The organism is Streptomyces sp. NPDC005791 (assembly GCF_042871485.1).
In the GTDB taxonomy this organism is placed as follows: Bacteria; Actinomycetota; Actinomycetes; order Streptomycetales; family Streptomycetaceae; genus Streptomyces.
In genome coordinates, this window is the sequence record NZ_JBIAIP010000002.1 from 611,270 (window position 1) to 627,286 (window position 16,017).

8 protein-coding genes are annotated in these 16,017 nt (G+C 72.5%); 2 read left to right on the plus strand and 6 right to left on the minus strand.

What is annotated here, in order from left to right; translation table 11 throughout:
• Positions 1 to 47: 47 nt before the first annotated feature.
• Positions 48 to 2,270: an ATP-dependent DNA helicase UvrD2 gene (locus ACFYSH_RS07120; RefSeq protein WP_359472244.1), complete on the minus strand. Its 2,223-nt coding sequence runs from the start codon at positions 2,268 to 2,270 to the stop codon at positions 48 to 50.
• 187 nt (positions 2,271 to 2,457) lie between these two features.
• Here ACFYSH_RS07120 and ACFYSH_RS07125 point away from each other — a divergent pair, with 187 nt between their 5' ends.
• The gene (locus ACFYSH_RS07125) at positions 2,458 to 2,700 is read left to right on the plus strand and encodes a mycoredoxin (protein WP_359472242.1); all 243 of its coding nucleotides are present in this window, start codon (positions 2,458 to 2,460) and stop codon (positions 2,698 to 2,700) included.
• 236 nt (positions 2,701 to 2,936) lie between these two features.
• Here ACFYSH_RS07125 and nudC read toward each other — a convergent pair whose 3' ends face one another.
• From nudC to ACFYSH_RS07150, 5 genes are all read right to left on the minus strand, one after another.
• Complete coding sequence (nudC, locus tag ACFYSH_RS07130) at positions 2,937 to 3,884, minus strand: NAD(+) diphosphatase (RefSeq protein WP_359479191.1); 948 nt, start codon at positions 3,882 to 3,884, stop codon at positions 2,937 to 2,939.
• 44 nt (positions 3,885 to 3,928) lie between these two features.
• A complete protein-coding gene (locus ACFYSH_RS07135; protein WP_359479194.1) occupies positions 3,929 to 5,323 on the minus strand; it encodes a dipeptidase in 1,395 nt (464 codons plus the stop codon).
• A gap of 10 nt (positions 5,324 to 5,333) precedes the next feature.
• The gene (locus ACFYSH_RS07140) at positions 5,334 to 8,849 is read right to left on the minus strand and encodes a UvrD-helicase domain-containing protein (RefSeq protein WP_388751249.1); all 3,516 of its coding nucleotides are present in this window, start codon (positions 8,847 to 8,849) and stop codon (positions 5,334 to 5,336) included.
• 60 nt (positions 8,850 to 8,909) lie between these two features.
• Positions 8,910 to 12,275: an ATP-dependent DNA helicase gene (locus ACFYSH_RS07145; protein WP_359479200.1), complete on the minus strand. Its 3,366-nt coding sequence runs from the start codon at positions 12,273 to 12,275 to the stop codon at positions 8,910 to 8,912.
• 295 nt (positions 12,276 to 12,570) lie between these two features.
• A complete protein-coding gene (locus ACFYSH_RS07150; RefSeq protein WP_359479203.1) occupies positions 12,571 to 12,981 on the minus strand; it encodes an MGMT family protein in 411 nt (136 codons plus the stop codon).
• A 215-nt stretch (positions 12,982 to 13,196) separates the two neighbouring features.
• Between ACFYSH_RS07150 and ACFYSH_RS07155 the strand changes: the two genes are divergently transcribed.
• Positions 13,197 to 15,926 carry a lysylphosphatidylglycerol synthase domain-containing protein gene (locus ACFYSH_RS07155; protein ID WP_359479206.1) on the plus strand — a complete coding sequence of 910 codons (2,730 nt, stop codon included), beginning with the start codon at positions 13,197 to 13,199 and terminating at the stop codon, positions 15,924 to 15,926.
• The last annotated feature ends 91 nt before the right edge of the window (positions 15,927 to 16,017 follow it).

The window sequence follows — 16,017 nt, forward strand, 5'->3', positions numbered from 1 at the left end:
TGGTGCTTGCTGCTGCGGGCGCAAACTATTTTTTCGACGAGTTCTCCTCACACGCCGCCGTCGCCCTGTTCCGGCTCCTGACCCACGGCCCTGCCTGCACAGATGGCCAGTACCTCGCTCCCGAACCGGGTCAGCTTCCTGTTGCCGACACCGGAGATGACGACGAGCTCACCCTCGCTGCCCGGCGCCGCCTCGGCGATCGCCATCAGGGTCTTGTCCGTGAAGACGCAGTAGGCGGGCTGGCTGATCTCCTTCGCCCGGTCCGCGCGCCACTCGCGCAGCCGCTCGTACAGCCCCTCGTCCATGTCCGAGGGACAGTCCTCGCACCGCATCAATTTCATCTCACCGGCCTCGGTGAGTGTCTTGCCGCAGACCCTGCACCGCACCGGTCCCCGCCGGCCGGGCCGGGCCGGCCTCTCCCCGCCGACGCTGCCCGTACCCGCACGGGAGCCACGGTCGATGCCGCCCCCTCCACCCGTACCGCCACGCGTGCCGAGCGCGGCCGAACCGGGACGCAGTCCGTTCAGGAAGCGGGTCGCCCGGCGGTTTCCCCGGCCACCCGGCGACCGGGACAGAGCCCAGGACAGCGACAGGTGGAAGCGAGCCCGGGTGACGCCGACGTACAGCAGGCGGCGTTCCTCCTCGACCTGTTCGTCCGTCTTCGCGTAGGCGATCGGCATCATCCCCTCGGTGAGCCCGACGAGGAACGCTGCGTCCCACTCCAGGCCCTTGGCCGAATGGAGCGACGCCAGGGTGACGCCCTGAACCGTTGGGGCGTGCTGTGCCGCGGCACGCTCGTCGAGCTCGGCCACGAGATCGGAGAGCGTGGCGCCCGGCCTGGCCTGTTCGAAGTCCTCGGCCAGTCGCACCAGCGCGGCAAGGGACTCCCACCTGTCCCGTACCGCTCCTGAGCCGGCGGGCGGCTTGGAGGCCCATCCCTTGGTGGAGAGCACCGCCCGCACCTCGGACGGAAGATCGTCGGCGCCGTCGAGCAGCGGGTCGTTGCCTCCCGCACGGGCTGCTCCGCGCAGGGCGACGCCAGCCTCCCGCACCTCCGGGCGGTCGAAGAAACGCTCGGCGCCGCGGAGCTGGTAGGGCACGCCCGCGTCCGCGAGTGCCTGCTCGTAGACCTCGGACTGGGAGTTGACCCGGTACAGCACGGCGATCTCACCGGCCGGGACCCCGGCGGCGATCAGGTCGCGGATCCTCCGTGCGGTGCCCTCGGCCTCCGCGGGCTCATCCGGGTACTCCGTGTAGACGGGCTCCGGGCCCTTGTCCCGCTGCGAGATCAGCTCGAGCCGGTGCTCGGCGGCCTTGCCCCGGGCCTGGCTCAGCAGGCCGTTGGCCAGGTGGACGACCTGGGGTGTCGAGCGATAGTCCCGCACCAGCTTGACCACGGTCGCGCCCGGGTGACGGGTGCGGAAATTGAGCAGGTGGTCGGGGGTGGCACCGGTGAAGGAGTAGATCGTCTGACCGGCGTCCCCGACGACGCAGAGATCGTCCCGGTCGCCGAGCCAGAGATCGAGGAGCCGCTGCTGGAGCGGGCTGACGTCCTGGTACTCGTCGACGACGAAGTGCTGGTACTGGCGGCGCACATGGTCGGCGATGTCGTGCCGGTCCTGGAGGATGCCGACGGTGAGCAGCAGCACGTCCTCGAAGTCGATCACCGCCCTGTCACGCTTCAGTTGCTCGTACATCGCGTAGATCTGTGAGAGCTCGGCCGGGTCGCGCGGCGCGTCCCGCTGGGTCTTCACGACCGCGGCAGGGTAGTCGGCGGGCACGGTCTGGGTGACCTTGGCCCATTCGATCTCGCTCGTGGCGTCCCGCAGCTCGTTGCGGTCGAGCCGGACCCCGCAGCGCGCCGCGGCCTCGGCCACCAGCTGTACCTTGCGCTCCACCAGACGCGGCAGCTCACCACCGACTACTTTCGGCCAGAAGTACTGGAGCTGACGCAGGGCCGCGGAGTGGAAAGTCCGGGCCTGGACACCGGTCGCTCCGAGCTGGCGGAGGCGCCCCCGCATCTCCCCGGCCGCCCGGTTGGTGAACGTGACGGCGAGCACGGTCGTCGGCTGCAGGATCCCGGCGCGCACCCCGTAGGCGATGCGATGCGTGATCGCCCGCGTCTTGCCCGTACCCGCTCCCGCCAGCACGCACACGGGTCCGCCGAGGGCCAGCGCGACCTCGCGCTGCTCGGGGTCGAGCCCGTCGAGCACGGCGTCCGCGGAGTCGGGGACCTGCGGGAAAAGGGTGGAATGCGTTGCTGCTGTCACCCTGCCATGCTGCCAGGTCGTGAGGGACCGTCGCGGCGGTTGTCCACAGGGGGTGCCGTTCGTCATACCGGCGGGAGACTTCGGGGAATGGTGGTCAGTCCTCGTACGTTCCCTCCATGCGGGATACGTACGCGTGCGTGCGCCCCGCGTTCGGACGAGACCGACCAGACAAAGGAGCGCCGACGACATGCCGGGCACTGTGACGATGTACAGCACCACGTGGTGCGGCTACTGCCGCCGGCTCAAGGGGCAGATGGACCGCGAAGGCATCGCGTACACCGAGGTCAACATCGAGCACGACCCGGAGTCGGCAGCTTTCGTCGAGAAGGCCAATGCCGGAAACCAGACGGTTCCGACCGTGCTGTTCCCCGACGGTTCGACGCTGACCAACCCCTCGCTGGCCCAGGTCAAGCAGAAGATCGGCGCCTGAGGCGGAGACACGGACACCTAGGGCGTGTTTCGAAAGTAGCGCCGTCCGCCCGAAGGGCGGGCCTGGCGGCGTCTGGTGCGTGCGATCGCAAGGCGGAGGGTCGCCCCGATACTGGATGTATCGGGGTGATCCCGACAACGCGGCGAGCGTGCGTGCCAGGCGTCGCCAGACAGGCGGGACTTTCGAAACACGCCCTAGGACGGCGGCCCCGGGCGAGAGCTCCGGGGCCGTCGCCGTCAGTTCGCGCTGCCCGGCCTCGGGAGGGGCTTGCCGTACCAGAGCTCGATGAGGCGTGCCGCGATCGAGACGCCGAACGGGGGCAGGATCTCGCCGGAGTCGAAGGCCGCCGTCAGGTCCTCGCGGGAGAACCAGCGGGCCTCCTCGATCTCCTCGCCGTCCACGTTGATCTCGAAGGACGTGGCGCGCGCCATGAAGCCGAGCATCAGGCTCGACGGGAACGGCCAGGGCTGGCTGGCGATGTACTCGACCTCGCCGACGGTGACACCCGCCTCCTCGAACACCTCGCGGGCCACGGACTGCTCGATCGACTCCCCCGGCTCGACGAAACCGGCGAGCGTCGAGAAGCGGCCCTCGGGCCAGTGGACCTGGCGTCCCAGCAGGGCACGGTCCTGGTCGTCGGTGACCAGCATGATCACCGCGGGGTCGGTCCGCGGGTAGTGCTCCGCCCCGCAGGCCTGGCAGCGGCGGATGTGTCCGGCCGCCGCGATGACGGTGCGCTCGCCGCAGCGTGAGCAGAAGCGGTGAAGCCGCTGCCAGTTCTCCAGGGCCACCGCGTGCACCATCAGACCGGCGTCGCGCGGGCCGAGGAGCAGGCCGGCCTCGCGCAGGCCGGCGGAACGCGCGGACTGGTCCATACGGCCCGGAAGGGAGTCCTTCTGGAGCGCGAAGTAGCGCACGCCGTCCTCGTCGGTGCCCAGGAAGTAGCGGTGGGTCTCGGTGACCGGCGCCTCGAAGGCGGGCGTCATGACGAGCTCGGTGCCGCCGTCAGGGGTGTCGTCGATGAGCGCCTGCCCCCCGGAGACGACGAAGACTCTGGTCGTCGGGTGGCTCCAGGCCGCGGCGAGCCAGGCCTCGTCGAGCCGGTGGTGCGCCGCGCGGTCGATGCCGCTGGGCGCGGTGAGACCGATCGGACGGTCTGCGGTGGCGTTGTCGAAGGTGCTCACAGGTGCTTCCTACTCCCCCGGGGGCGGATCGGGCGTTCAGAGATTCAGCGGAGTGCGTCGGCCAGCTCGCCCCACAGGTGGGCGGTGGTCTCCACGCCCTTGAGGAGGAGGTCGAGCTCGACCTTCTCATCGGGGCCGTGCCAGCCGTCGGACGGTACGGAGATGCCGAGGAAGAGGACGGGCGCGCCGAGCACGTCCTGCAGGTCGGCGGCGGGCCCCGAGCCTCCTTCGCGGGTGAAGAGGATCTTCGTCCCGAAGGCCCGTCCCATGGCGCGGGCCACCGCCTGGAGAGCGGGGTGGTCCAGCGGCGTCAGACAGGGGCGGGTGGCCGGCGCGAAGGTGATCCGGTGGCGAACACCGGCCGGGACGCGGTCCTCGGCCCAGCTGCGGACGGCTTCCTGGATCCGCTCCGGGTCCTGTCCGGCGACCAGTCGGAAGCTCAGCTTCACCAGGGCGGACGAGGGGATGACGGTCTTGCTGCCCGCACCCTGGTAGCCGCCGCCGATGCCGTTGACCTCTGCGGTCGGACGGGCCCAGACGCGCTCCAGGGTGGAGTAGCCGGCCTCGCCGGCGGTGGCCTGCGAGGCCGCCGTACGTAGCCAGGTGTCCTCGTCGAAGGGCAGTTCGGCGAAGAGGGCCCGTTCGGTCTCGGTGAGTTCGGTGACCCCGTCGTAGAAGCCGGGGACCGCGACCCTGCCGTCCGTGTCGTGGAGGGCGGCGACGAGGCGGGCGAGGGCGGTCGCGGGGTTGGGGACGGCGCCGCCGAAGGACCCGGAGTGGATGTCCTGGGCGGGGCCGCGCAGCTCGATCTCGCATTCGGCGAGGCCACGCATGCCGGTGCAGACGGTAGGGGTGTTCTCGTCCCACATGCCGGTGTCGGAGACGATCACGACGTCGGCCGCGAGGCGGGCCGCCCGCTCCTCGGCCAGCGCGCGGAAGTGCGGTGAGCCGGACTCCTCCTCGCCCTCGACCAGGAGCTTGAGGTGTACCGCGGGGGTCGTGCGACCGGTCGCGGCGAGATGGGCGCGGACGCCGAGTGTGTGGAAGAACACCTGGCCCTTGTCGTCGGCCGCGCCGCGTCCGTACATCCTGCCGTCGCGGATCACCGGTTCGAACGGGTCGGTGCTCCAGCCGTCCTCGCGGGCTGCGGGCTGCACGTCGTGGTGGCCGTACACGAGGACGACGGGGGCGTCCGGATCCTCGGACGGCCACTCCGCGAAGACGGCGGGTGCGCCGGGCGTCTCCCAGATCTCGGTGACGGGGAACCCGGTCCCGGCCAGCTTGCCGGACAGCCATTCGGCGCTGCGCCGTACGTCTGCGTCGTGCTCCGGCTGGGCGGAGACGGACGGGATGCGGAGCCACTCGGCGAGGTCGTCGAGGAAGGCCGCGCGGTGCTGCTCGGTGTACGTACGGACGGCGCTGTCCGGGGTGTCGCTCATGCTTATGAGCCTATCGGCCCTGCGGAGGTGGATCGTCCAGCAGGAGCTTCTCCAGCTCCTCCCTGCCCGGCAGCCCGGTGGGGTGGGACGTCTCCCCGGTGCGTACGTACAGGAAGGTCGCGGTGACCGATTCCAGCGGCAGACCGTGCAGTTCGGCCCAGGCCAGGCGGTAGACGGCCAGCTGGAGCGGGTCGGCCGTGCGGTGCCGGCTGGTTTTCCAGTCGACGATCTCGTACGAGTCCCCTGTGCGGTAGACCGCGTCGATCCGGCCACGGATCACGCGGCCCCCGAGCGTGATCTGGAACGGGGTCTCGACGCGGTACGGAGTGCGCCGGGCGTACGCGGTGCGCTCGAAGGCCTCCTTGAGCTCGGCGAGGTCGCGTTCGTCGGCGATCTCCGCGTCGCTCTCGTCACCCCCGGGGAGTTCGTCCGGGCCGAGCATGGGCAGCGGGAGTTCCTCGAACCGGGACTCCACCCAGGCGTGAAAGCGGGTCCCCCGGCGGGCGGCGGGCTGCGGGGGGCGGGGCATGGGGCGGGCGAGCTCCCGGGCGAAGCCCTCCGGGTCGTCGGCGAGGTGCAGCAGCTGGGTGGCGGAGAGCGTGGCGGGTACGACGACGTCCCGCACGGTGGCGCGGGCGCGGCGCAGCTCACCGGCGAGAGCTTCGAGATCACGGTCCCAGGAGGCGAGGACGCGTGATTCCTCCGGGGTGAGGTCCGCGTCCGCCGGGGCGCGGGCGGCGGGCACGTGCGGGACGGGAGCGTCCGGCCCGGCGTGAGGTCCGGGCTCACCGTCCGGGAACGGATCGTCGTACGGGGCGTCGGCCTCGGCGTAGGACGGCTCCTCAGGCGCGCCTGGCTCCTCGCCGTACGACGGCTCGTCCTCGTACGGCCGCTCCGGGGCGTGCGCGGGCTCCTCGTAGACGTCGGGCACCGGCGTGGCCGCCAGGGCCTCCATGTGGGCCAGCACCGTGTCCCGGGCGGCGCGGCGGCGGGCCATGGCGATGTCGTCGAGCGGGAGTGGCCAGGCCCGGTCGGCGTCGTTCTCCTGGAGCGCCGGGTTCTCCTCGTCCTCCGCGGGCTCGTCCGCCCAGGCCTCGATCTCGCCGTACCCGGCGGCGCAGTGCTCGTACAGTGCGTCGAGGAAGGCGGACGGGCCGCGGGGCTTCTTCTGGGACGGGCCCCACCAGTGGCCGGAGCCGAGCAGCAGGCTGCGGGGGCGGGTGAAGGTGACGTAGCCGAGACGGAGCTCCTCGGTGTGCTGATGCCCCTTCATCTCCTCCTTGAACGCCTTGAGGCCCTTGGCGTCGAAGGAGCGGAGGGCCGGGAGCGTGGCGGAGTCACCGCGCAGGGTGTGCGGGAGGACCTGGGGCTGTGAGGTCCACGCGTCCCGGGACTGCGTGCTCGGGAACTGGCCGTCGACGAGGCCCGGGACGGCGACGACGTCCCATTCCAGTCCCTTGGACTTGTGGGCGGTGAGGACCTTCACCGTGTTCTCGCCGCCGGGCAGGGCGTTGTCCAGGCCCTTCTCGTACTGCGCGGCGGTGCGCAGGAAGCCGAGGAAGGCGAGCAGGCTCGCCTCCCCGTCCACTGCGGCGAAGCCGGCGGCGACGTCCAGGAAGTTGGCGAGGGTCTCGCGACGGCGTGCGGCCAGGGCGTGCGGCGAAGCGGAGAGTTCCACTTCGAGGCCGGTGGTCGCGAGGACGCGGTGCAGTACGTCCATGAGGGGGTCGGCCAGCGAGCGGCGGAGGTCCCGGAGCTCGGTGGCGAGACGGGCGAAGCGGACGCGGGCCTCGGCGGAGAAGGGCAGGTGGTCGTCCTCGGTGCCGCCGGACTCCAGGAAGGTGTCGAGGGCGTCGGCGAGCGAGATCACCTCGGCGGGGTCGATGCCCTCGACCGCCTCGGCCAGGCGACGGTCCGGGTCGGTGTCGTCGTCGCCGGGGGCGGAGCGGTGGACGAGCAGGCGGGCCCGGCGTCCCAGGAGAGCGAGGTCCCGGGGGCCGATGCGCCAGCGAGGTCCGGTGAGCAGCCGGACCAGGGAGGCGTTGGCCCCGGGGTCCTGGAGGACCTCGCAGACGGCGACGAGGTCGGCGACCTCGGGGAGGTGCAGCAGGCCGGACAGGCCGACGACCTCGACCGGGATGTCCCGGGCGACGAGGGCGGCCTGGATGCGGGGGAAGTCGCCCGCGGTCCGGCACAGGACGGCGATCTCCCCGGGCGCCGTGCCGGTCCGCACGAGGTGGGCGAGCGAATCGCCGAGCCAGTCGATCTCCTCGGCGTGGGTGCGCAGGAGGGCGCACCGGACCGTGCCGTCCCCTTCGGCACCGGGTGCGGGGCGCAGGGCCTCGACTCCCTCGTGCATGGCGCGCAGGGGTGCGGCGAGGCCGTTGGCGAGATGGAGGAGGCGGCCTCCGCTGCGACGGTTCTCGCTGAGGGAGTAGCGGGTGGCCGGGGTGCCGTCGGCGTGCGGGAAGTGGTGCGGGAAGTCGTCGAGGTTGGCCACGGAGGCGCCGCGCCATCCGTAGATGGCCTGGCAGGGGTCGCCGACGGCGGTGACGGCGTGGCCTGCCGTACCGTTCCCGCCTGCCGTCCCGTCCCCGGCTGCCGCCGCGTCCCGGCCCGGCGTCATGTCCCCGCTCGCCGTGCCGCTGCCGCCTCCTCCGCCGAACAGGGCGGCCAGGAGCAGTCTCTGGGCCACGGAGGTGTCCTGGTACTCGTCGAGCAGGACGACGCGGAATTCGTCGCGCAGGACGGCACCGACCTCGGGCCGGGTGAGGGCCAGCTCGGCGGAGAGGGCGATCTGGTCGCCGAAGTCGAGGAGGTCGCGGCTGCGCTTGGCCGCCCGGTAGCGCCGGGTCAGCTCGAGGAGCTCGCGGCGGGCCCTCGCCGTCTCGGGGAGCTTGCGCAGCTCGGCGTTGGTGAGCCTGGCGGTCTCCAGGGTGTGGAGCAGCTCGGTGTCGTGCTCCGCGAGCTGTCCGGGTCGTACGAGGTGTTCGGCGAGCTCGGCGTCCAGCGCCAGCAGGTCGCTGACGAGGGTGGGGAAGGACCGGGTCAGCGCCGGGTAGGGGCCGGGCGCCTCGCGCAGCACCCGGGCGGCGAGCTGGTGGCGGGTGGCGTCGGCGAGGAGCCGTGTGGTGGGTTCGAGACCGATCCGCAGTCCGTGGTCGGTGAGGAGTCGGCCGGCGAAGGCGTGGTAGGTGGAGATGCTGGGCTCGCCCGGGGGGTTGTCCGGGTCGATGACCTCCGGGTCGGTGACCCCGGCCGCGACGAGCGCCTTGCGGACCCGCTCGGCGAGCTCGCCGGCGGCCTTGTTCGTGAACGTCAGGCCGAGGACCTGCTCCGGGGCGACCTGTCCGGTCCCGACCAGCCACACCACACGGGCGGCCATCACGGTGGTCTTCCCCGAACCGGCTCCGGCCACGATCACCTGCGGGGCGAGCGGCGCGGTGATGCAGGCCGTCTGCTCCGGGGTGAAGGGGATCCCGAGGAGCTCCTTGAGCTGCTCGGGATCGCTGATACGGGAGGACACTCGGAAGAGGCTAACCGGACGCACCGACAACGCGGTCCCGCGCGCATGTCGCCCGAACAGTCATTCGATGACCTGCCGGCCTTCGGGCTGCGCGCTGCACGATGCCTTGAAGGCGCAGTGGGTGCAGTGCTGGCCGGTCGTCGGGGTGAACCGTTCGTCCAGGACCCGGCCGGCCGCCGTGGCCAGCAGATCGGAGACCCATTCCCCGGAGAGGGGTTCCTGTGCCTGGACCTTGGGGAGGGCGTCGCCGCCCTCCTTCTTCGGGGCGGGCTGGCGCAGCTGTACGAGTTCGGCGCCTCCCGGTTCCGGGCGGTGGCCGTCGAAGACCTCGTCGACGGCGCCTTCCCTGACGGCCAGCTGGTACACCGCGAGCTGGGGGTGGGAGGCCACCTCGTCCTTGGTGGGCGCTCCCTTGCCGGTCTTGAAGTCGACGACGTAGGCCCGGCCCTCGGTGTCCTGCTCGACGCGGTCCATGGAGCCCCGGATACGCACGGCGTACTCGCCGGCTTCGAGGGTGACGTCGAAATCGTGCTCGCTGGCGGCGGGGGTGCGGCCGGCGCGGTCCATGACGTGCCAGTGCAGGAAGCGCTCCAGGGCGGCACGCGCCTGGTCCTTCTCCTGCTGTGATTTCCAGGGGGCGTCGAAGACCAGGCCGTCCCATACGGAGTCGAGACGTTCCATCAGGACGTCCAGGTCGGCCGGGGTCCGCCCGGAGGCCACCTCGTCGGCGAGCACGTGGACCACGTTGCCGAATCCCTGTGCCGCCGTCGCCGGGGCGTCGGCCTTCACCTCACGGCCCAGGAACCACTGGAGTGCGCAGGTGTTGGCGAGCTGGTCGAGCGCGCTCCCGGAGAGCGCGACGGGATGGTCCCGGTCGCGCAGGGGGACCTCGGAGCGGGTGGGTTCGTTCAGTCCCCACCAGCGGTACGGGTGGGCCGCGGGCACCAGCGGCTGGCCCTCGTCGTCGGTGAGCGCCGCGAGCCGGGCGAGCCGGCGGGCGGCGGCGTCGCGCAGTACTTCCGAGGCGGCGGGGTCGACGGTCGTCGCCCGGAGCTCGGCGACGAGCGAGGCCACCGCGAGCGGGCGGCGGGGGCGTCCGGTGACGTCCCGGGGCTCGACCCCCAGTTCGGTGAGGAAGCGGGAGGGCTGGTCGCCGTCGTCGGCGGGGGCCTTGACGGCGGTGACCACGAGACGTTCACGGGCGCGGGTCGCGGCGACGTAGAACAGGCGGCGTTCCTCGGCCAGGAGCGCCCCCGGGGTGAGCGGTTCGGCCAGGCCGTCGCGCCCGATCCGGTCCGCCTCCAGCAGGGACCCCCGGCGGCGCAGGTCGGGCCAGAGGCCCTCCTGTACCCCGGCGACGACCACCAGGCTCCATTCCAGGCCCTTGGAGCGGTGCGCGGTCATCAGACGTACGGCGTCGGGGAGTACGGCGCGCCGGGACAGGGTGTCGGCGGCGATGTCCTGGGCGTCGACCTCCTCAAGGAAGTTGAGCGCGCCGCGTCCCCCGGTGCGCTCCTCGGCCCGTGCCGCACTCTCGAAGAGGGCGCATACGGCGTCGAGGTCCCGGTCGGCGTTCCGGCCGCCCGCTCCGCCGCGCAGGGCCGCCCGCTCCAGCCGGCCGGGCCAGGGGGTGCCCTTCCACAGGGTCCACAGGGCCTCTTCGGCGGTGCCGCCGCCTTCCAGGAGCTCACGGGCGTCGCGCAGGAGCGCGCCGAGCCGCTGAGCTCCGCGGGCGTACGCCGGGTCGTGCGTGACCAGGCGCTCGGGCTCGGACAGCGCCCGGGCCAGCAGCTCCCCGGACGGCGGCGGTACGCGGTTCCCGGCGGCCCGTTCCTCGTCGCGCAGGGCGCGGCCGAGACGGCGCAGGTCGGCGGCGTCCATGGAGCCGAGGGGGGAGGTGAGCAGGGCGAGCGCGGTCTCGGTGTCGAGCCGGCCGGGTGCCGCCCTGTCGCTCTCCGCACCGGCCTCCTCGCCGTCCGCGTCCTCGGGCGCGGTGGTGTGCAGCGCTGCCGTGGCGACGGTGCGCAGGGCGGTCAGGAGCGGGGCGACCGCCGGCTCGTGGCGCAGCGGAAGATCGTCACCGTCGATCTCCAGGGGGACCCCCGCGGAGGTGAGCGCCCGGCGCACGGCGGGAATCGAACGGCCGCCGGCGCGTACCAGGACCGCCATGTCCCGCCAGGGCACGCCCTCTTCCAGATGCGCGCGCCGGAGCAGATCAGCGATGTTGTCCAGCTCGGTGGAGGGCGTCGGATAGGTGTACGTCTCGACACGGCCGCCCGGGCGCACGGCGGACAGCTCACGGTGGGCGCGGACCTTGTCCGAGGGCAGACGGGTGAGCGGCATCCGGCGGGTGAGCAGCCGGGTGGCCTCGAGCAGCTTCGCACCGGAGCGGCGCGAGGTGGTGAGGACCCCGACGGGGGCGGGCGCGCCGTCGGCACGGCGGAAGGTGTCGGGGAAGTCGAGGATGCCGTTCACATCGGCGCCCCGGAAGGCGTAGATCGACTGGTCGGGGTCACCGAAGGCGATCAGCGTCCGGCCGCCACCGGTACCCGGCGCGGCAGTCCCCTGGTTCCCGGCCAAGGCGTGCAGCAGCCGTACCTGCGCGGGGTCCGTGTCCTGGTATTCGTCGACGAAGACCGCGTCGTAGCTCCGGGCCAGCTCCTGCGCGACCTCCGGCCGTTCGGCGAGCAGGACCGCCCGGTGCACCAGTTCCGCGTAGTCGAGTACCCCTTGGGCGTCGAGGACGTCCAGGTATTCGGCGAGGAACTGGGCGGCGGCGCTCCAGTCGGGGCGGCCGGTGCGGCGGGCGAAGGCGGCCAGCGCGTCCGGCCCCAGTCCCAGCTCACGGCTGCGGGCCAGCACCGCCCGCACCTCGTCGGCGAAGCCACGGGTGGTCAGACAGGCCCGCAGCTCGTCGGGCCAGCGGACATGGGCCAGCCCTGCCCGTTCCAGGCCGAGCTGGCCGGCCAGGAGGTCGCGGACGGTGACGTCCTGCTCGGGCCCGGAGAGCAGGCGCAGCGGGTCGGCGAAGAGGTCGGCGTCCTGGTGGGCGCGGACCAGTGCGTAGCAGTACGAGTGGAATGTGGTGGCCTGCGGGCCCCGGGTGCCGCCGAGCCGGGCCGCCATCCGGTCGCGTAGTTCGACAGCGGCCTTGCGGCTGAAGGTGAGGACCAGGATGCGGGCGGGGTCGGCCCCCCGGGCTACGCGCCGGGCGACCGCCTCCACCAGGGTGGTGCTCTTGCCGGTGCCGGGGCCGGCGAGGACCAGCAGCGGGCCGTCCCTGTGGTCAACCACCGCGCGCTGCGGTGCGTCCAGGAGAGGGGGGTCCACGGAGCCCGGCGGTGTGCGCACCAGCCGGTACGCGCCCGGGGCCCGCCGCCGTGCCTGACGGTGCGGGCTGTTCCGGGTGGTGAAAGGGGAGCTCACGTGGATCGCCGGTCCTGGTGGGTGTACTCGGTCTGCTCGGTGGCCTGTCATGGGGGACGGCCCGGGTGTGACGTCTGCGGTGACGGACGGTGCTGAGGGCCGGCGCGGGAGACCGGGCGGGACGGAAACGGATGAGGAGCGGAGCGTGCCGCGTGGGGACGACGCTACGCCAGCGGCGAGGCGGACATCAGGCTCCGGGCAGCGTCCCCCGTCACATGTGGAGGCCCCCGACGCCCCGGCGCGTCCCGTTCACCGGCCCGGCGCCTGTTCCGGCGGGGCAGGACGGCGAAGGCTGTCAGCTGTGAGCTTCGTCGCCCGGACCACAGGTCGCGCCGTCCCATCGGGCGCGCTTCATGTCGAGGCGTGGAACGTGCCCGTCCGCGTCGCGCGGGGCCGCGCGCAGGGGCGTGCCCTCTTCGCGGTAGTGGCCGAGCGCCCGCAGCTCATGGCCCGGCAGCAGCGCCCCGTCGGCGCGCACCACACGCCACCAGGGCGCCATGGAGCCGTACAGCGCCATCACCCGGCCGACCTGTCTGGGCCCGCCGTCACCGAGCCACTCCGCGACATCGCCGTACGTCATGACGCGGCCGGGCGGAATGACGTCGGCCACGTCCAGCACCCGCTCGGCGTAGACGGGCAGCTCGGTGGGGACGGGGCCGGCGGGTACGGCTTCCGCCCGGCTGCCGCTCGTCCTGTCTTCGCTCATCCGTCCCATCCTGCCGTACGCCACCGACAACGGGCCCTGCCCGGTGTCGTCCTGATCACACACCGTGCGCGGGCGGGCGAAGCAGCGTATGTTGCGCATCGCGCCCGCGCAATGCACCCTGATGCCCCCCTCTGTCTGCAGGCCGTGCCACCATCGTGCGGGCGGTGTCGGTGATACGAGACCACGAACATTCATCAGAGGCTAAGGAGCAGGGCGTGCAGCCACCGAAGGCGGCGGACGCCTCCGATGCGGAGCCGCGCCCGGACGCGCCCGGTGCCCCGGGCTCCAAGGAGGGCTCCGAGTCGTCCCCGGAGCACGTGTCGGGCTCGACACTCGCGTCGGCCGGCACCGACCTGACCGACCGCGTCTCGGGCGACGAGCCCCTGCTGCCCGCCCGGGTCCACCGCCCCTCCGATCTGCTGCGGCTCCTCGTCGGGATCCTCGCGATCGCTCTGCTGTTCTTCCTCGCCGCCTTCGCCCAGGGGACCACCACCGGCCTCGAGGACGACATCTCCAAGGGCACCGACCAGGCCCCCGATCTGCTGATCAAGCTCGCGGGCCTGGTGTCCAGCATCGCCGTGCTCCTCGTGCCGGTCGCCTTCGCGATCGAGCGGCTGGTGAAACGCGACGGGCTGAGGATCGCGGACGGGGTGCTCGCCGCCGTGCTGGCCCACGGGGTGACCCTGGCCACCGATCTCTGGGTCGCCAGGTCGGCCCCCGGGACGATCCGGGAGGCCCTGACCCAGCCACAGCCCGGGGACGCGCTCACCGATCCCGTGCACGGGTACCTGGCGCCCGTCATCGCCTACATGACGGCGGTCGGGATGGCCCGCAGACCGCGCTGGCGGGTCGTGCTCTGGGTGGTGCTGCTCCTGGACGCCTTCGCGATGCTGGTCGGCGGCTACACCACCCCGTTCTCGATCGTCCTCACCGTGCTGATCGGCTGGACCGTGGCGTACGGCACGCTGTACACGGTCGGCTCACCGAACGTCCGTCCGACCGGCCAGCACCTGATGGCCGGTCTGCGGCACGTCGGCTTCCGACCGGTGGCCGCGATGCGTACCGAGGACGCGCCCGACAACATCGACCAGAGTGACCGGGGGCGCCGCTATCTGGTCACCCTGGAGGACGGCCCACCGCTGGACGTGACGGTCGTCGACCGTGAACAGCAGGCCCAGGGTTTCTTCTACCGGGTGTGGCGCAGGCTCACCCTGCGCAGCATCACCCAGCGGCGCTCCATCCAGTCGCTGCGCCAGGCGCTGGAGCAGGAGGCGCTCCTCGCGTACGCGGCGATCGCCGCCGGGGCCAACGCACCCAAGCTGATCGCCACGTCCGAGCTCGGGCCCGACGCCGTGATGCTCGTGTACGAGCACATCGGCGGGCGCTCGCTGGACGCGATGGAGGACGAGGAGATCACCGACGACCTGGTGCGGGGTGCCTGGCGGCAGGTGAAGGCGCTCCAGTCGCGGCGGATCGCGCACCGCAGGCTCACCGGCGACGCCATCCTGGTGGATCGCTGGGGCACGGTGTTCGTCACCGATCTCCGGGGCGGTGAGATCGCGGCGGGTGATCTCGTCCTGCGCATGGACGTCGCCCAGCTGCTCACCACCACCGGGCTGCGCGTGGGCGCGGAACGGGCCGTCGCCGGGGCGCTCGCCGTGCTCGGGCCTGACGCCGTCGCCGACTGTCTGCCGCTGCTCCAGCCGATCGCGCTGAGCCGTTCCACCCGGGCGACGTTGCGCAGACTCGCCCGGGAGCGTTCGCAGCGCGAGCGTGAGGCGGTGCTGGAGGCCTCGCAGGCGGCCAAGCGGACCGGGGTGGCGGAGCACGGCTCGGAGGCCGGCGACCGCAAGGCGGCCCGCAGATCGTTGCGTACGGAGAAGCAGGCCGAGAAGCGGGCGATGGACGATGCCCTGGAAGAGGCCCGCGAAGAGGACATGCTGGCGCAGATCCGCCGCCAGGTGCTGCTGATCAGGCCGCAGGCACCGGTCGAGCCGGTCCGGCTGGAGCGCATCAAGCCGCGCACCCTGTTCAGCTTCATCGCGGGTGCGATCGCCGCCTACTTCCTGATCTCCCAGGTCACCGAGGCCGACTTCGGCACGGTCGTGGAGCAGGCGGAGTGGGGCTGGGTGGCGGCCGCCCTGGGCTTCTCTGCCCTGAGCTACGTCGCCGCTGCCATGAGCCTGCTCGGCTTCGTACCGGAGCGGGTGGCCTTCGGGAAGACCGTGCTGGCCCAGGTGGCCGGGTCGTTCGTGAAGATCGTGGCCCCGGCGGCGGTCGGCGGGGTGGCGCTGAACACGCGCTTCCTGCAACGCGCCGGGGTACGCCCGGGACTCGCCGTGGCGAGCGTGGGCGCGTCCCAGCTGTTCGGTCTCGGCTGCCACATCCTGCTGCTCGCCCTGTTCGGGTATCTGACCGGCACGGAGAAGACCCCGGACTCACTCACCCCGTCCAGGACGGTCATCGCGGGCCTGCTCACCGTCGCCGTCCTCGTGCTGGTGGTGACCGCGATCCCGTTCCTGCGGAAGTTCGTCGTCACCCGGGTGCGCTCACTGTTCGCCGGTGTCGTACCCCGCATGCTCGACGTGGTGCAGCGCCCCCAGAAGCTGGTCACCGGCATCGGCGGCATGCTGCTGCTGACCGGCCTGTTCGTGATGTGTCTCGACGCGTCGATCCGCGCGTTCAGCGGCCCCGACGTCCCCCAGCTCAGCTACGCCAGCATCGCCGTCGTCTTCCTCGCGGGCAACGCCATCGGGTCCGCGGCGCCCACCCCGGGCGGTATGGGCGCCGTCGAGGGAGCGCTGACCCTCGGTCTGATCGCGGTGGGCCTGCCGAAGGAGGTCGCGGCGCCGGCCGTGCTGCTGTACCGCGTGATGACGCTGTGGCTGCCGGTGCTCCCCGGCTGGATCTGCTTCAACCAGCTGACCCGTAAGGGAGAGCTCTAGGTGTATTGCCCTGTGAGGTTGGGGACGCGGCTGGCGGGTGGTTTGCCTGCGAGCGCGGTGTGTCCGCGGTGGTGATTGTAGGTGTGCAGCC